The following is a 17,117-nucleotide window of genomic DNA, read 5'->3' as shown; positions in this document are numbered from 1 at the left end:
TCGTCGCCGCTCAGGGACCGCGTGGAGAATCCTGGGCCCCCGGGCCGACGAGTTGCCCACCGTCCACGCGGATCCGTGCCCCCGGGTGGACGGTGCTGGCGGCAGCCACGGTGTTGGCCGAGCGCACCGCGTCGACCAGGCCGGTGCCGCGAGCGAGCTCCCGGGCGAGACAGCCGCAGAACACGTCCCCGGCACCGCTGGCGTCGCGAGTCGCCGTGAGTATCCCCGGCACGCTGACCGGCGTGGCCCCCGGCTCGAAGCAGAGCGCGCCCTCGGCGCCGAGCGTGACCACGACGCTACCGGTGTGACCGAGTGCCGCGACGCAGTCCGCGACCTCGGCTGCGTTCGTCGGCTGGTCCCGTCCGGCCAGGCGTCCGAGCTCACTTCGGTTGGGCACGAGTACGTCGACGAGGGACAGGGTCTTCCGGACAACCTCGGGGTCCACGGGCATCGGCGCCGGGTTGAGCACGACGAGGGCATCACCGGCCGCTCGGGCGGCCGCTGTCACTGCTTCAAAGGGCACCTCCAGCTGCAGCAGCAGCACCGTGGGCTCTGCAGCGGCCACCGCCTCGGAGACCTGCTGGGCGGTCAGCGAGTTGTTGGCTCCCGGGTCGACGACGATGGTGTTCTCGCCCTCGGTGTCGACGGTGATGACGGCGATGCCGGTACCGACGTCGTCCCTCACCGCGACCGCAGTCACGTCGACCCCGACGGTGCGCAGTGCGGCAAGCGACTTCTTCCCCGGCTCGTCGTCACCGACTGCCCCCACCATGGCGACCCGCGCCCCGAGGACCGCGGCGGCCGCGGCCTGGTTCGCTCCCTTTCCGCCTGGTGAGGTGAGGCGCGGACTTCGAGTCAGGGTGGTCTCGCCGGGCGAGGGCAGTGCGGGAACCGTCAGAGTGGTGTCGTCATTGAGGGACCCCACCACGCATACGAGCCCGGTCATGCCGATCCGAGACGGTCCAGCGCGGCCAGGACCAGGTCCCAGTAGCGCTCGGCGTCGAGCTCCATGGCGACCGAGGCATTGGGCGCGTGGTCGGGCAGCCGGTCGAACAGGTCGACGACCGTGGTTCCACGGGTCCAGGTCCCCTTGAGCTCCACGCCCAAGAAGCAGTCGCGCCAGCGGATCACGTCAGGGTCCAGCAGCGCCGCGATGGTGCACGGGTCGTGCACCGGTGGGGCCGCGAACTCCCAGATGCGCTCGTAGGAGTCACCAAAGAATCCCATCCACGCCGCACACGTCCGGCCCACGTCGTGCGGCATCGCTGCCATGCGCGCCACGACCGCGGGGGTGGCGAGGGCCTGGTGGGTCAGGTTGAGTCCGACCATCCGCACGGGGACGCCGGCTCTGAGCACCACGTCGAGCGCCTCGGGATCGGCGAAGGTGTTGAACTCCGCTGTGGGGGTGTGGTTGCCCCGCTCGGTCGAGCCACCCATGAAGACGATCTGACGGATGTGCGCCGTGAGACCGGGCTCCTCCGACAGGAGAATCCCGAGGTTGGTCATGGGCCCGGTCACCACGACTGTGACCGGGTCGGGAGAGTCCACCAGCATGCGCCGCAGCAACTCGGTGGCCGGCTCGTCGACCGGTTGGACAGTCGGCTCCGGGAGCTCGGGACCGTCGAGTCCGCTGACCCCGTGTACGTAGTTGCCCAGCTCGGTCTCCCCGCGCATCGGCCCTGCGGCACCTGCGGCCACGGGAATGTCCTCGCGGCCCGCCAGCGCGAGAACCCGTTGGGCGTTGCGGGTGGCGTCCTCGACCGCGCAGTTGCCGAAGCAGGTGGTGATCCCCAGCAGACGCACGCTCGGCGATCCCAGGGCGAGGAGGATGGCGACGGCGTCGTCGTGCCCTGGGTCGCAGTCGAGCAGGATCGGGGTGGGCGCGATGCCGCTCATCGTGCGACCAGCCAGCGCAGCATCCCACCGACGAGCGGGGCGAAGCCGTCCCAGGCCAGGAAGTCCTCCGGGCACCAGTGGGGGCCGATGTCGGAGGTCCAGACGAGCGACCGGCCCTCCCCGACCTCGCGAGTGGCGATGAGAACGTCGCCTCCTACGGATGCGACGACTGTGGCGTCCTCGCGGGGCCGGACGAGGTTGTAGCCGAGCAGCGTCGGTGCGGAGGCGACCGCCTCACGCCAACCCGCCGCCACGGGGTGGGTGGGCTCTTCGAGGGCAATGGGAGCGCCCTGGGGCGCTTCGACCCGGTCGTCGGATTCGAGCATCGTCACCGGGAGGACGTCCGCCACCGCGGTTCTGGCGAAGTTGGCGCGGGCCTGGAAGCCGGTGAAGCTGAGGTAACCGCCCGCCATCATCAGGCCGCCGCCCCTCTTGGTCCACTCGGCGAGTGCGAGCAGGGGGTTGTCCATGCGGCGTCCCTCGAGGAACACCTCCGGGGGGAGGAGGAAGCTGTTGGCGCCGATGTCCGACAGGATGACGGCGTCGTACGCGGACAACGACTCGACCGTGCGGGGGAAGGAGCCCGGAACGTCGTGGGCGTACATCTGCTCGACCTCGATGCCTTCGCTCGCGGCGGCTGCGATGAAGGCGTCCGCCCCGGTGTGGAACGTGGTGCTCGAGAACTGGTCGAACCCCTTCACGTGGGTTGCGGTCGAGATCCAGCTTTCGCCAGCCAGCAGGACGCGGGTCACGGTGTCTCCTCGGTGTGGTGTGTACCGCCGCCGAAGAGGCGGCGCGGGTTGTCAGTGATCAGCGACATGACCTGTTGCTCGCTCAGGCCGTGCCGGCGCAGACGAGGGGCGAAGTACTGCAGGACGTGCGCGTAGCCCGGTCCGCCGTGGCGGCGAAGGAGCGACTTGACGAAGACGTCCTGGCTCAGGAGCAGCTGCTCGGCGTAGCCCAGGTCGATCAGACGCACGAGGTGCGTGGCGTTCTCCGCGTCGGAGGGGCACTGCACTCCCTGATCGGCGTAGTAGACGTCCATTCCGAGCATGTCGTACTGGACCCAGGCGCCTCGGTCCATCACGGCCCGTTGGTAGTCGAGGTCCGGTCCCGACGGGCCCATGTGGCACAGCACGAGCCTGGAGAGGTCCGCACCCACGCTCTCGGCGAGGTCGAGGACGGTGTGAGCGAGACGGAACCAGCCGGGCAGGTGCACCTGCACCGGCAGCCCGCACTCGACCTGAGCCGCCAGAGCACCCCGCAGTCCCACTTGCTCGGCGACGGTGAAACCGGCGCTCACGCCGATCTCGCCGATGATGCCGGGCCGCACACCGTCCTCTCCGTCGCGGATGTCGGCCAGGATGCGGTCAGTCACTCCGTCGGGCCCGAGTGACACGAGGTCGACCGGGTGGGAGGCCTCGAGGTAGAACCCCGTGCCCGCCACTATGTGCACGCCCGTGCGCTCCGAGATCCGCCTCAGGCCGGCCAGGTCACGGCCGATCCCCCAGCCCGTGGTCTCGACGACGGTGCGGCCACCCAGTGCGACGAAGCGGCTCAGCTCGTCGCAGGCCACCTCGACGTCGTCCAGCCTCAGGTTCGCCCGGCTGCCAAAGGGGTCGTGGCGCAGGTCCCAGAGCACCGACTCCTCGACGGGAGCGTCGGCGAAGCCGTCAGGATCGAGCCCGACGGACGGGCTCCGACTCCACCACGACGAGACGTCGTTGAGCAGGTGCTCGTGGGTGAGGGTGATTCCGAGGTCATCGACGCCGATCGCCCCGCGCACCGTCTGGACGGTCGTCACCGGCTCACCCCGGTTGCCCGGAGATGCGGCCGAAGAGCTTGGCGTTGAGCAGGATCGCGACGATGAGAATCAGGCCCTGGGTGATAGGCACCCAGTAGACGTCCACCCGTAGCAGGACCAGCCCGTTGCTGATCACGCCGAGCGTCACCGCACCTATGGCCGAGCCGATGATGGATCCCTTGCCGCCCATCAGGGCCGTACCGCCGAGCACGACGGCGGTGATGACCTCCAGCTCGAAGAGAGTTCCGGAGTTCGCCGACCCGCTGGCCAGACGGCTGGCGGTCATCACGCCCGCCAGTCCCGCCGCCAGTCCGGTCAGCGTGAGCACGGCGAGCTGGATCCGTCGCACGTCGACCCCGGCGCGACGCAGCGACTCGGCGTTCGAGCCGACCGCGACCACGTACCGACCGAAGCGTGTGTGGTTGAAGACGTACCACCCCACGGCTACGACTACCAGCGCGATCCAGGTGGGCGTGTAGAGCCCCGCGAATTTGCCGTTCCCGATCGGCAGCAGGACCTCGGACGTGATGGGCGTGCTGTACCCGTCGGTGATGAGCAGCGCGAGACCTCGCACCGCGGTGAGAGCGGCCAGGGTGACGATGAAGGACTGGAGCTTCCCGTACGCCGTCAGCGCCCCGTTGATCATTCCGATTCCGAGCCCGAGCACCAGTACGAGCGCGAGCGCCACGAAGGGGTTGCGGCTCTCGGCGACGATGGCCAGGGCGGCCGCGGTAAGCCCCACGATCGATCCGACGGAGAGGTCGATGTTCCCGGTCGTGATGACGAAGGTCATCGCGACCGCGACGACGACAGTCGGGGCGATCTGCCGCGCGACGTTGACGAGATTGCTGGACGTTAGGAAGGCGTCCGTCTGCACGCTGAAAAAGACGAAGAGAACAGCAAGGACGGCCGATATCGACAGCACCCCGAAATTCTGGGACACGAAAGATTGGCTGGCACCACGCCGGGCGGCTGCACCGGTAGGGGCGGTCTGGGTGCTCACGTCGTCACTTGCCCATCATGGCGGTCACGAGACCGCCGAGGTCGGTCTCGGAAGGCTTCATCTGTCGGTGGTTGACGCCTTCGTAGAGGACCACGAACTGGTCGGCCACCTCGAAGAGGTCCTGAAGACGGTGAGTGATCAGCACGACACTGACCCCCCGGGCAGAGACGTCGCGAATCAGCTGAAGAGTCATCTCGACCTCACGCGCCGCGAGAGCGGCGGTCGGCTCGTCCAACACGAGCACCTTTGGCTCGAACGTGACAGCACGGGCGATCGCAATGGCCTGACGCTGTCCACCGGACATGTTGGCCACCAGCTGCTTGGTATCACTGATTCGAATGTGAAGGGTGGCGAGATCCCGCGCGGCTTCTTCATGCATTCGTTTCTGATCAAGCCGTCGGGTGAAGGGACGGTAGATCTCGCGGCCCAGGAAGAGGTTCCCGGCAACGTCGACGTCGTTGCAAAGCGCGAGGTCTTGATAGACCATCTCGATGCCCGCGGCCCGAGCCGCCCGCGGGCCGGAGCCCGCTATCGCCGCCCCGTCGACACGAACTTCCCCCTCGTCCGGGATGACAGCCCCGGCGAGCATCTTCATGAGGGTCGACTTGCCGGCGCCGTTGTCTCCGACCAATCCAACGACCTCACCCCGCCCGACGGTGAGGTCGACACCACGCAGCACGTCGAGCGCCCCGTAGCGCTTGCGGATGCCTATCATCTCGACGCGCGGCGTCGAGATGTCCCGGGACTCAGAGGTCACTCGAAGATCTCGCGGTACTCGTCGACGTTCTCCGAGGTGACGATGGCGATGGGCACATCGATGAAACCGGCCGGCTCCTCGCCGTCGAGGAGGGCGGCAAGCTCGTTGACGGCCTCCACGCCCTCCTGGCGCGGGTCCTGCTGCACGACAGCAGTGACTAGCCCGCTGTCGATACCCGCGATGACCTCTGCGGTCAGGTCCCAGCCGATGACCTTGTTGTCGCCGGTGGGATCGAGTGCGGCAACGGCTCCCACAGTGGCCGGTTCGCCTGTGGTGTAAACGAAATCGAGGTCGGGCTGGGCTGTCACCAAGTTCTGGGCGGCTGTGGCAGCCTGCTCCTGCACGTTCTCACCGTCGACCGCCTGGGTGAAGGTCGACCCCGATCCGTCCACGACCGCTCGGAAACTGTCCTCGCGCTGGTTCTGGATGAACGAGCTGCGGGCGTTCACCACGCCGTAGCTGGCCCCCTCGGCAAGCCCCTGGTCGACGACCCACTGACCCGCTTCCGCTCCGGCAGCCTCGTTGTCGACCCCGACGAAGGTGTCGACAGCCCCCTCCTCGAGCTCGGCATCGATGGCAACGGTCCGGATCCCCTGCGCGGTGGCCTGCTCCAGGGCAGGAAGCACGCCGTTGACGTCGATGGCCACCACGATGAGGCCGGTTACGCCTTGGGACACGAAGTTCTCGATGTCGCTGCTCTGCTTGGCTGAGTCGTTGTTGGCGTTGGCGATCTGCAGCTCGCACCCCGCCTCCTCGGCGGCCTCTTCCGCACCCTCGTTCATCTGGGTGAAGAAGGTGGCGGTCTGGTTGATCTGCGTCATGCCGATCACACACCCGTCGGCGGGCTCGCTGGTGCCGTCGGCGGCGGCAGCACCCGATTCACTGGTGTCGTCGGCGGCGTCGGCCGGCTCGTTGCCCGTGCTGCATGCGGCGAGCGTGAGGGTGGCGGCGGCCGCCCAGGCGGCCACGCGGAAGTGTCGGGTCATGGGGTCCTCGCTTCGTGGGAAATCGATTGCCGGGTTGGTGGGTGACTGTAGACACAGCACACCCGCTTAGTCGAGACTTAGCGGGAAATCGATGTCCGACCTTCACCGACCTGACAGGAGGCCGTCGTGCCGTCGACCCGCTCGGCCACGATGGCTGACGTCGCGCGGCTAGCAGGCGTGTCGGTGGCGACCGTCTCCCGGACCCTTAGCGGCACGCGGGCCGTGGACCCGGCCATGCAGCGCAGGGTGACGGAGGCCGCTGAGCAGTTGGGCTACCACGTCAACCTCGTCGGTCGGGCTCTGCGTCAGACCCGCACGTCGACCGTCGGGCTTGTCGTGCCCGACCTGGACAACCCGTACTTCTCCGCGCTGGCCCAGCAGCTGTCCCGCGCCTTCTCCGACCCCGGGATCGACCTGCTGGTGTTCAGCGCCGACGGGTCCTTGGAGATCGAAGCTCGAGGGGTCCGATCGTTCCTGGGCCGCCAGGTCGACGCGCTCGTGCTCATCCCCGTGCACGAGCAGCGCAGCGAGCCGACCGTCACCGCTGCGTCAGCCGCCGTGCACACCATCCAGCTCGACCGCCGAGTTCAGGGGACCGCGGCCTCTTACGTCGGCGTCAGCAACCGGGCGGGGATGCAACTCGTTTGCGATCATGTCGCCACCGCTGTCGACGTCAGCTCGCACCCAGTCGTCTACGTCGGCGCCACGCCGGACTCATCCTCCGCCCACGAACGCCTGGACGGGATGCGTCGCTGTTTCTCCCCTGAGGTTCCAACTCTGCTCGGCGACTTCTCCGCGGCCTGGGGTCGCGAGGCGGCGGCCCGCATCCTCGCTGACGGCTGGACCGGCGCCACGGTCGTCACCGCGGCCGACGTCATCGCACTGGGCGTCCTGACACACCTGCTTCACGAGGGCCGCTCAGTTCCCGCCGAGTTCCGTGTGGTCGGCTTCGACGGGATCGGAGCCGCGGCGTTCGCCCACCCGTCACTGACCACGGTCCGTCAGCCTGTTGAGGAGATGGCGCGCTCGATCCGATCGCTTGTGGAATCTGACGACGAGCCGTCGTCGCGGTGGTTCGAACCCGACTTGGTGATTGGGGCGAGCAGTCCTTCCTGAGCCGGTCCCGGCGACCCGCCGCAGACCACTCGGTCACCCGAGTTTGCCATCCGGAGGGTTGCCGACGCGGGTCATCGTGGTACTCGTGGTGGAGGTTGGTCTCGCGTTCCGTCCGCTGGTCCGTCGGGGCTGACGCGAGGCGGACGATCGACCCGGACGCGGGTGTTCCACCACCCCCCTCCCGTCCGCCACCCTGGCGTTCCCGTCAGTCCGGGTGGCGGACGTCCGGGCGAGCTCGGCATCGTGTCGGTGGCGGCGAGCTTCGCGTTCAAGGGCGGACCCACTGACCCTCGCGCGCAACGCCTTCCGGCTGCAGGGGGACGCCGGCTGCAACCTGGACGTCGCTACCTCAGCGATGCTCGCCCCCGTTGCGGCAGCTCCGGCCCGACGGCCGAACGAACCGAGGGCGTCAGCCTCGCCGTGGTCGCACTGCGCGGAGTGCTCAGCGCGGCCGGCATCCGCCTGGACGAACCCCGCACCGTGCTGGTCGAGGCGGGCGAGACCTGACAGTCGACGCCCCCGACCGGGCTACGTGCTTGTGGACAACTCACGAGACGGGTTGCCATGCCGGTTCGTCCAGCGCATCGTGTCCAGCGGAGGGCGTGGGATTCGAACCCACGAAACGTTGGTTAAACGTTCAACGGTTTTCAAGACCGTCTCCATCGGCCGCTCGGACAGCCCTCCAGAGGCCCAGTGTGCCGGATGCGTCAGGTCGGGGCAGGACCGTCGGGTTCGGCGACAGGCACCCCATGGCCGTCGTCGGCCACCGACGACGACGCTGGGGGTATGCCCGGTGTACTCCCAGCGCGCGAACCGTGCGTCAGAGGTGGGTGAAGGTCCAGGTCGTGGTCGTGCGCCCGACCTGGCCCGGGCGCAGGACCGCGGACGGGAAGCCGGGCTGGTTGGGTGCGTCCGGTGGCAGCTGGGTCTCCAGCGCGACCCCGGCGCCCTGCCGCAGCAGGCGTCCCGACCGCCCGACGGTCGTCCCGTCGAAGAAGTTGCCGGTGTAGACCTGGACGCCGGGGAGGTCGCTGCGGACCTGCAGGGCGCGGCCGGTGCCCGGGTGCTCGAGACGGGCCATCAACCGGAGCGCGGCGTCCGCGCCCTCGGCGGCAGCCGCACCGGCCTCCGCGCCCTCGACGTCGCCAGTACCGACGTCGCCAGCACCGACGTCACCAGCGCCGACGTCACCGCGCCACCCGTCGACCCGGTAGTCCAGGTCGATGCCCTTGGCCGCGGTGATCAGCGGGTGGACCGACCGGACGACGTCACGCAGCGGCCGTGCCGCCCTCAGGTCGAGCGGGGTGCCGTCGACGGGCAGCAGGCGCCCGGTGGGCAGCAGCTCGGGGTCGACCTCGGTGACGGAGGAGGCCGGGACCTGCAGCAGGTGGGCGTCCACCCCGTCGCCGCCCTCGCCCGAGAGGTCGAAGTGGCTGTGGTTGGTCAGGTTGACCACCGTCGGGGCGTCGCAGCGGTACTCGTAGCCGATGGAGACGACCGGACCGACGACACGGTAGGTGAGGAGCACGTCGAGCGTCCCGGGGAACCCCTGGTCGCCGTCCGGGCTGCTCAGCGACAACACCACCTCCGCCCCCGACGCCCGCACGGTCCGCCAGACCCGGCGGTCGAACCCGTCAGGGCCGCCGTGCAGCGCGGCGCCACCGTCGTTGGCGGGCACCTCGTGACGCGTGCCGTCCAGGGTGAACGTCCCGCCGCGGATGCGGTTGGCGTACCGCCCCACCGTCGCGCCCATGAAGTCGCGCTCGGCCACGTAGTCCGGCAGGCCCCCGTGGCCGAGCACGACGTCCTCCGGGCCGCGGCCGTCCAGCAGCCGAAGCCGGTGCACCGCGGCCCCGTACGTGCTCACGTGCAGACGGACGGGGCCCTCGCCGAGGACGTGCTCCTGCACCCCATGCGGGACCGTGGTCACGATCAGCGGACACCGGCCGAGTAGGCGGCCGCGTTCCAGCGCAGCTCCTGCGCGAACCCCCGCGGGGTCGTGGCGTCGTCGATGACCAGCAGCTCGGTGCGGGCGATCTCGGACAGGTCGTGCAGCTCGTCGGCGCCGACCGCGGTGGACAGCACCGTGTGGTGCGGGCCGCCGGCCATGATCCACGCCTCGGCCGAGGTGCCCAGGTCGGGGGCGGGTTCCCACACGGCGCACGCCACGGGCAGCGAGCGCAGCGGCTCGTCCGGCTCGACGAGCTCGATCTGGTTGGCCACCAGGCGGAACCGGTCGCCCATGTCGGCCATGCCGACGACCACGCCGGGGCCGGTGACGGCGGAGAACACCATCCGGACCGGGTCCTCGCGACCACCGATGCCCAGCGGGTGGATCTCGACCCGAGGGGTGCCGGCGGCGATGGACGGGCAGACCTCGAGCATGTGCGCACCGAGGATCCGGGGCCGGCCCGGGCCCAGGTGGTACGTGTAGTCCTCCATGAACGACGTCCCACCGGGCAGGCCCTCGCCGGCGACCTTGAGGATGCGCAGCAGGGCCGCGGTCTTCCAGTCGCCCTCGCCCGCGAAGCCGTAGCCGTCGGCCATCAGCCGCTGCACGGCCATGCCGGGCAGCTGGCGCAGCGAGGCCAGGTCCTCGAAGTTGGACGTGAACGCGTGCGCGCCGGTCTCGGTCAGCATCCGCCGCAGACCCAGCTCGATCTGCGCGGAGTACCGCAACGACTCGTGACGCTCACCACCACGACGGAGCTCGGGGACGACGTCGTAGGTCTCCTCGTACTCCTCGACCAGCAGGTCGACGTCGGAGTCGGCGCTGTCGTGGACCGCGGTGGCCAGGTCGGTGACGGCGTAGCCGTTGACCGTGACGCCCCAGCGCCACTGCGCCTCGGTGCGGTCCCCCTCGGTGACCGCGACGTCGCGCATGGTGTCGCCGAACCGGGCCAGGCGCAGCGAGCGGGCCTCGGCCCAGCCGCGGGCCGCGCGGGCCCAGGCCCCGATGCGTGACTGCACCCGGGGGTCGCTGACGTGCCCGGCGACGGTCTTGCGGACCACGCCCATCCGGGTCTGGATGTAGCCGAACTCCCGGTCGCCGTGCGCGGCCTGGTTGAGGTTCATGAAGTCCATGTCGATCGTCTGCCACGGCAGCGCGACGTTGGCCTGGGTGTGCAGGTGCAGCAGCGGTGTGCGCAGCGCGTCGAGGCCCGCGATCCACATCCGGGCCGGGCTGAACGTGTGCATCCAGGCGATGACGCCGACGCAGGCCCGGTCGGCGTTGGCCGCGAGCGCCATCCGCTCGATGGCGTCGGCGTCGGTCAGCACGGGCTTCCAGACGACCCTCACCCCCACGGCCCCGCTGGCCTCCAGCGCCTCGGAGATGGTGCGGGACTGCTCGGCGACCTGGTCCAGGGTCTCCGGGCCGTACAGGCCCTGGCTCCCGGTCAGGAACCAGACCTCTCGGTCCGGGGTCTGCAGCGGCGTGCTCATCGGTGGTCCTCCTGGTGGGTGCCTGACGGCTGCCCGTAGACGTTCTGGTAGCGCTCGTACAGCCGGTCGACGTCGGCCGGGTCGATGGGCACGGTAGGGCCGAGCACGCGGGCCAGGTGGACGGTACGCGCCACGTCCTCGCACATGACCGCGGCCTTGACCGCCTCCCGCGCGTCGGCACCGATGCTGAACACCCCGTGGTTCTGCATCAGGACCGCGGGCGAGCGGTGCCCGGACAGCGTGTCCACGATGCCGCGCCCGATGGAGTCGTCGCCGATCAGCGCGAACGGGCCCACCGGGATGTCCCCGCCGAACTCGTCGGCCATGGCGGTCAGCACGCACGGGACGGGCTCGGCCCGGGCGGCCCAGGCCGCGGCGTAGGTGGAGTGGGTGTGCACCACCCCGCCGACCTCGGGCATGTGGCGGTAGACGTAGGCGTGGGCGGCGGTGTCGCTGGACGGGCTCAGGTCGCCCTCGACGACGCGACCGTGCAGGTCGGTGACGATCATCGACTCGGGCGTCAGGTCGTCGTAGGACACCCCCGACGGCTTGATGACCATCAGGTCCTCACCGGGCACCCGGGCCGACACGTTGCCGGCGGTCCAGACCACCAGCTCGTAGCGGACCAGCTCGGCGTGCAGGTCCGACACCCGCCGACGCAGGGTGGCGACGGCCTCCGCCGCACGGTCGGGCACCACCGTCGGGACCGTCGCCCCGCCGCTCACCGGGCCACCGCCCGGGCCCGGATGGCGCGCAACCGCTTCATGACGTCGTCGCCGCCGCGCCCGAAGTGGTCGTGCAGGCCGCGGTACTGCTCGTACAGCTCGTCGTAGGCGTCGGCGCACGCCGCGTCGGGCTCGTAGGCGTTGCGCACCACCTTGCCCATGGCCGCCGAGGCCGCGTGCACGTCGGCGTAGGCACCCGCGGCCACGGCGGCGTGGATGGCCGAGCCCAGCGCCGGACCCTGCTCCGCGTCGAGCAGGCTGAGCGAGCGGCGGGTCACGTCGGAGTAGATCTGCATCAGCAGCCGGTTCTTGATCAGACCCCCGGCCACGACGAGCTCGGTGACCTCCACCCCCGAGGACTCGAACGCCTCGACGATGGTCCGGGTGCCGAACGCCGTGGCCTCCAGCAGCGCGCGGTAGGTGTCCTCCGGGCGGGTCTGCAGCGTCTGGCCGAGCACCACCCCGGACAGCGAGTGGTCCACCAGGGTGGAGCGGTTGCCGTTGTGCCAGTCCAGCGCGACGAGGCCGTGCTGGCCCACCTGCTGCCGCGCGGCCAGCGCCGTCAGGTGCTCGTGCAGGTCGAGCCCGGCCTCGCGCGCCGCGACGGCGTAGTCCTCCGGAACCGACGTACGGACGAACCAGCCGAAGATGTCGCCGACGCCGCTCTGCCCGGCCTCGTAGCCGTAGGCCCCTGCCGTGATGCCCCCGTCGACGACACCGCACATGCCGGGCACCTCGGCGAGCACGTCGGAGTTCATGACGTGGCAGGTGGAGGTGCCCATGATGAGCGTCATCTGACCGTTGCCGACCGACGCGGCCGCCGGCGGGGTGACGTGGGCGTCGACGTTGCCGACCGCCACCGCGATGCCCTCGGGCAGCCCGGTCCAGGCCGCGGCCGCGGCGGTCAGCCCGCCGACCCGGTCGCCGAGCTGGCCGATCGGGGCCTCGACCTTGTCGGCCACGAAGTCGGCGAAGTCCGGGTTCAGCGCGGCCAGGTACTCCCGCGACGGGTACCGCCCGTCCTGGTGGATGGCCTTGTAGCCGGTGGTGCACGCGTTGCGGACGTAGCGTCCCGACAGCTGCCAGACGATCCAGTCCGCCGCCTCGACCCAGTGCGCGGTCCGGTCGTAGACCTCGCGGTCCTCCTCCAGCAGCTCCAGGCCCTTGGCGAACTCCCACTCGCTGGAGATCTTGCCGCCGTAGCGGTTGATCCACGGCTCCCCGCGTTCGTGGGCCAGGGCGTTGATGCGGTCGGCGTGGGGCTGGGCGGCGTGGTGCTTCCACAGCTTGACGTAGGCGTGCGGCCGGTCGGCCAGGTCGGGCAGCTCGCACAGCGGGGTGCCGTCGGCGAGCGTGGGCAGCACGGTGCAGGCGGTGAAGTCGGTGGCGATGCCGATCACCCGGGACGGGTCCACGCCGCTGTCGGCGAGCGCCTTGGGCACGGCCTGACGCAGCACGTCGACGTAGTCCGACGGCACCTGCAGCGCCCAGTCCGGCGGCAGCGCCGCCCCCGTCGCGACCAGCTCGTCCTCCATCACGGCGTGGGCGTACGGCGTGACGGCGGTGCCCAGCTGGGCGCCGTCGGACACCCGGACGACGACGGCGCGCCCGCTGAGGGTGCCGTAGTCGACCCCGACGACGTAGGTCTCCTGGTCGGTACCCGTGGGTTGGTCGGTCATGGTGGCTGGTTCCTTCCGGTGCCGGTGATGGTGGGGTCGTGCTCGCGTCGTCCCGGCTAGCGCCGGCCGAGGCTCAGCGTGCGCTGGAGGACGACGAAGGCGAGCAGCAGGGCCCCGATGACGATGCGCGTCCACCAGGAGCTCAGGGTGCCCTCGAACGTGATGATGGTCTGGATCAGGCCGAGCTCGAGGACACCGAGCACCGAACCCAGGACGTACCCGCTGCCCCCGACGAGCAGCGTGCCACCGATGACGACCGCGGCGATGGCGTCCAGCTCGAGGCCGACACCCATCAGCGAGTAGCCCGAGCGGGAGGACGCGGCGAACAGGAACCCGCCGATCCCGGAGCAGGTGCCGCTGATGACGTAGACGGCGACCTTGGTCCGCGCGACGGCCAGGCCCATGAGCAGGGCCGAGCTCTCGCCGCCGCCGATGGCGTAGACCGTGCGCCCGAACCGGGTCAGGTGCAGGACGACCACGGCGACCGCGACCACCGCCAGCGCGATGATCACGCTCGGGGTGATGGCCCAGCCGTCCCCGAACGTGTACCGGGTGCCGGAGATCGAGACGATGGTCTCGTTCGTGATCGGGATGGCCGACAGGCTGATGACGTAGCAGAGACCGCGGGCCAGGAACATCGCCGCCAACGTCGCGATGAACGGCTGCACCTCGAAGTAGTGGACCATCACGCCGACCACGAGGCCGATGAACGAGCCGACGAGGACGACCAGCGGGATGACCACGAGGGCCGGCCAGCCGGCCTGGAACAGGTAGGCCGCGAGGATGCCCGACAGCGCGGCGACCGCCCCGACCGACAGGTCGATGCCGCCGGTCAGGATGACGAACGTCATGCCGACCGCGATGACGATGAGGAACGCGTTGTTGATGAACAGGTTCGACATGACCGCGCCGGACAGGAAGTTGTCGTAGCGCAGCCCGCCGATCAGCAGCATGGCGCCGAACACCAGCAGCGCGCCGGCCAGCGGGACGTAGCGGCGGTCGAGGCCGGGACGACGACGGAGGAACGCCGCTGCGGTCGGGCGCCTGCCGCCCCCGGCGCCGCCGTCGGCCGCGCCGGGACGGGTCCCGGGGGTGACGTGCTGGGTGACCATCAGGCCTTCACCTCGACTGCTGCGGGGGCGGGGGGACGGCGTCCGGGGTGGAGCCGGTCCCGCACCAGCGGCGCCTGCATGAGCACGACCGCGATGACGACGACGGCCTTGAACAGGGGGGTGACCGACGGCGGGACGCCGAGCACGGTGACGGTGATGGTGAGGGTCTGGATGACGAGGACCCCGACCAGCGTGCCGGACAGCGAGAACTTGCCGCCGGCCAGCGAGGTGCCGCCGATGACGACGGCCAGGATCGCGTCCAGCTCGATGAAGAGCCCGGCGTTGTTGGCGTCGGCCGCCATCGTGTTGGCGCTGATCATCAGGCCCGCGAGACCGGCGAAGGTGCCGGCGAGGGCGTAGACGAGCCAGATGATGCCGCGCGACCGCAGCCCCGCCAGGCGGCTGGCGGCCGGGTTGATGCCGACGGCCTCGATGAGCATGCCGAGCGCCGTCCGCCGGGTGAGCACCGCGACGACGACGAGGACGAGGACCGCGAACACCACCGACACGGGCAGCCCCAGCAGGTAGCCGGCGCCGATGTAGCGGTACGGCTCGCTGTTGAGGGTGGTGATCTGCCCGCCCGTGATCAGCATGGCCACCCCGCGACCGGCGGTCATCAGGACCAGCGTGGCGATGATGGGCTGGATCCCCACGACCGAGACCAGGAACCCGTTCCAGGTCCCCAGCACGAACGACAGCGCGACGGCGATGCTCACCCCCACCATGACGGTGACCGGCGAGGAGGGGTCGGGCGAGGACGCGATGAAGGACGTCGCCACCGCCCCGGAGATCGCCACGACCGCGCCGACGGACAGGTCGATGCCGCGGGTCGCGATCACCAGCGTCATGCCGAGCGCCACGAGCAGCAGCGGGGCGCCGTTGCGCAGGATGTCGATGCCCGCCCCGTACAGCTGGCCGTCCCGCACGGTGACCGCCAGGAAGCTGGGGGCACGCAGCGTGTTGGCCACCAGCAGGCCGACCAGGGCCGCGAGCGGCCAGAACAACCGGTGCCGGGTCAGGGCGACGACGGTGCTCATGCGGGCACCTCCGTCCCGGCGATCAGCTGGACCACGTCGTCGGCCGTGATGCCGTCGTTGGCGACCTCGGCCACCTTGCGCCGGTCACGCATGACGGTGATCCGGTGGCTGAGGCGGACGACCTCCTCCAGCTCGGCGGAGATGAAGACCACGGACATCCCTTCGGCGGCCAGGTTCGCGACCAGGCGCTGGATCTCGGCCTTGGCCCCGACGTCGATCCCGCGGGTCGGCTCGTCGAGGACCAGCAGGCGGGGCTCGGTCGCGAGCCAGCGGGCGAGCAGCACCTTCTGCTGGTTGCCGCCGGACAGGTTCTTGACCTGCGCCTCGGGGTCGGCCGGCCGGATGCCGAGGGCCTCGACGTAGCGGGCCACGACCTCGTCGGCCACCTTGCGGGGGATGCGCCGGGCCCACCCCCGTTCGGCCTGCATGGCCAGCACGATGTTCTCCCGGACGGTGAGGTCCCCGACGATGCCCTCCGTCTTGCGGCTCTCCGAGCTGAACGCGATGTCCTCGCCCAGGGCCACCCGGGGGGTGCGCAGCCGGACGGGGCGACCCTGCACGGTCGTGGTGCCGGAGTCGGGTCGGTCGGCGCCGGTCAGCAGGCGGGCCAGCTCGGTGCGGCCCGAGCCCAGCAGCCCGGCCAGGCCCACGATCTCGCCCGGGTGCACCTCGAGGTCGAACGGCTCCACCGAGCCCTTGCGACCGACCCCGACGGCGCGCAGGAACGGCTCGCCGCGGTCACGGACCTCGCTGCGCTTGGGCGCCTCCTGCAGCTGCTCGAGCACCTCCAGCGACGTGCCGATCATCTTGGACACCAGCTCCAGGCGGGGCAGCTCGGCCGTCCGGTACTCCCCGACCAGGCGGCCGTTGCGCAGGATGGTCATCCGGTCGCTGATCGCGTAGACCTGCTCGAGGAAGTGCGAGACGAACAGGATCGCGACGCCGCGGTCGCGCAGCGTGCGCATCACGGCGAACAGCTGCTGCACCTCGTCGGCGTCCAGGCTCGAGGTCGGCTCGTCGAGGACGAGAAGACGGGCGTCGACGACCATGGCCCGGGCGATGGCCACGAGCTGCTGCACCGCCAGGGAGTGCGACGACAGGGACGAGGCGGGGTCGATGTCCAGGTTGAGGGCCGCGAGGTGCTCCCTGGACCGGGCCCGGGTGGTGCGCCAGTCGACGAAGGGGCCGCGGCGGGCCTCGTGGCCGAGCATGATGTTCTCGGCCACCGACAGGTTCTCGCAGAGGTTGACCTCCTGGTAGACCGTGCTGATGCCGGCCGCCTGGGCCTGCGCCGGGGAGGTGAACACCTGCTCCTTCGTCCCGACGAGGATGGTCCCCGCGCTGAGACGGTTGACCCCGGTCAGCGCCTTGATCAGCGTCGACTTCCCGGCGCCGTTCTCGCCCATGAGCGCGTGCACCTCACCCGGGTGCAGCGTCAGGTCGACCTCCTGCAGGGCCTTGACCCCGGGGAACTCGACCGAGATGCCGCTCATCCGGACCACCGGTGCCCGGTCCGACGTCGTCGTCATGCCAGCCTTCTCTCGCCCGGTCGCGCCCC

General features: G+C 70.5%; 15 protein-coding genes and 1 tRNA gene. 1 reads left to right on the top strand and 15 read right to left on the bottom strand.

Translation table 11 applies throughout. From position 1 onward, the window contains the following. Window positions 1-10 precede the first annotated feature (10 nt). From ACR80Q_RS01330 to ACR80Q_RS01300, 7 genes are read right to left on the bottom strand one after another with little or no spacing between them, the layout of a single operon-like run. Window positions 11-946 carry a ribokinase gene (locus ACR80Q_RS01330; protein WP_435375736.1) on the bottom strand — a complete coding sequence of 312 codons (936 nt, stop codon included), beginning with the start codon at window positions 944-946 and terminating at the stop codon, window positions 11-13. After that, window positions 943-1,896 (bottom strand): nucleoside hydrolase, encoded by a 954-nt coding sequence (locus tag ACR80Q_RS01325; protein ID WP_435375735.1) that lies wholly within the window; start codon window positions 1,894-1,896, stop codon window positions 943-945. Before ACR80Q_RS01325 ends, ACR80Q_RS01330 begins: the two co-directional genes overlap by 4 nt. Then, window positions 1,893-2,648, bottom strand: coding sequence for a glutamine amidotransferase (locus tag ACR80Q_RS01320; RefSeq protein ID WP_435375734.1), 756 nt, complete (start codon window positions 2,646-2,648; stop codon window positions 1,893-1,895). Before ACR80Q_RS01320 ends, ACR80Q_RS01325 begins: the two co-directional genes overlap by 4 nt. Further along, window positions 2,645-3,700, bottom strand: a complete 1,056-nt coding sequence (locus ACR80Q_RS01315; RefSeq protein ID WP_435375733.1) for a phosphotriesterase family protein — start codon at window positions 3,698-3,700, stop codon at window positions 2,645-2,647. Before ACR80Q_RS01315 ends, ACR80Q_RS01320 begins: the two co-directional genes overlap by 4 nt. A 4-nt stretch (window positions 3,701-3,704) precedes the next feature. Beyond that, entirely contained in the window at window positions 3,705-4,703 is a 999-nt protein-coding gene (locus ACR80Q_RS01310; protein WP_435375732.1) for an ABC transporter permease, read from the bottom strand. A gap of 4 nt (window positions 4,704-4,707) precedes the next feature. After that, window positions 4,708-5,460, bottom strand: coding sequence for an ATP-binding cassette domain-containing protein (locus tag ACR80Q_RS01305; RefSeq protein WP_435375731.1), 753 nt, complete (start codon window positions 5,458-5,460; stop codon window positions 4,708-4,710). After that, window positions 5,457-6,446, bottom strand: coding sequence for a substrate-binding domain-containing protein (locus ACR80Q_RS01300; RefSeq protein WP_435375730.1), 990 nt, complete (start codon window positions 6,444-6,446; stop codon window positions 5,457-5,459). The genes ACR80Q_RS01305 and ACR80Q_RS01300 overlap by 4 nt, the downstream gene beginning before the upstream one ends. 126 nt (window positions 6,447-6,572) lie before the next feature. On the opposite strand from ACR80Q_RS01300, the gene ACR80Q_RS01295 reads away from it, so the two are divergent. Then, a complete protein-coding gene (locus tag ACR80Q_RS01295; RefSeq protein WP_435375729.1) occupies window positions 6,573-7,562 on the top strand; it encodes a LacI family DNA-binding transcriptional regulator in 990 nt (329 codons plus the stop codon). A 594-nt stretch (window positions 7,563-8,156) separates the two neighbouring features. On the opposite strand, the gene ACR80Q_RS01290 is transcribed toward ACR80Q_RS01295, so the two are convergent. From ACR80Q_RS01290 to ACR80Q_RS01255, 8 genes are all read right to left on the bottom strand, one after another. Beyond that, a tRNA-Ser gene (locus ACR80Q_RS01290) sits at window positions 8,157-8,246 on the bottom strand. Window positions 8,247-8,382: 136 nt separating this feature from the next. Beyond that, entirely contained in the window at window positions 8,383-9,492 is a 1,110-nt protein-coding gene (locus ACR80Q_RS01285; RefSeq protein WP_435375728.1) for an aldose epimerase family protein, read from the bottom strand. Window positions 9,493-9,494: 2 nt separating this feature from the next. Next, complete coding sequence (gene araA / locus ACR80Q_RS01280; protein WP_435375727.1) at window positions 9,495-11,006, bottom strand: L-arabinose isomerase; 1,512 nt, start codon at window positions 11,004-11,006, stop codon at window positions 9,495-9,497. Further along, a complete protein-coding gene (locus ACR80Q_RS01275) occupies window positions 11,003-11,731 on the bottom strand; it encodes an L-ribulose-5-phosphate 4-epimerase (protein WP_435375726.1) in 729 nt (242 codons plus the stop codon). The genes araA and ACR80Q_RS01275 overlap by 4 nt, the downstream gene beginning before the upstream one ends. Further along, window positions 11,728-13,410, bottom strand: a complete 1,683-nt coding sequence (araB, locus tag ACR80Q_RS01270; RefSeq protein WP_435375725.1) for a ribulokinase — start codon at window positions 13,408-13,410, stop codon at window positions 11,728-11,730. Before araB ends, ACR80Q_RS01275 begins: the two co-directional genes overlap by 4 nt. A 56-nt stretch (window positions 13,411-13,466) precedes the next feature. Continuing rightward, window positions 13,467-14,522, bottom strand: a complete 1,056-nt coding sequence (yjfF, locus tag ACR80Q_RS01265; RefSeq protein WP_435375724.1) for a galactofuranose ABC transporter, permease protein YjfF — start codon at window positions 14,520-14,522, stop codon at window positions 13,467-13,469. Further along, window positions 14,522-15,559, bottom strand: coding sequence for an ABC transporter permease (locus tag ACR80Q_RS01260; RefSeq protein ID WP_435375723.1), 1,038 nt, complete (start codon window positions 15,557-15,559; stop codon window positions 14,522-14,524). Before ACR80Q_RS01260 ends, yjfF begins: the two co-directional genes overlap by 1 nt. Next, window positions 15,556-17,088 (bottom strand): sugar ABC transporter ATP-binding protein, encoded by a 1,533-nt coding sequence (locus ACR80Q_RS01255; RefSeq protein ID WP_435375722.1) that lies wholly within the window; start codon window positions 17,086-17,088, stop codon window positions 15,556-15,558. Before ACR80Q_RS01255 ends, ACR80Q_RS01260 begins: the two co-directional genes overlap by 4 nt. Window positions 17,089-17,117 lie beyond the last annotated feature (29 nt).

This window comes from Aquipuribacter aurantiacus, assembly GCF_051216895.1.
GTDB lineage: Bacteria > Actinomycetota > Actinomycetes > Actinomycetales > JBBAYJ01 > Aquipuribacter.
The sequence above is the reverse complement of the archived record's forward strand: the minus strand, read 5'-3'. Positions and strand labels throughout refer to the sequence as shown.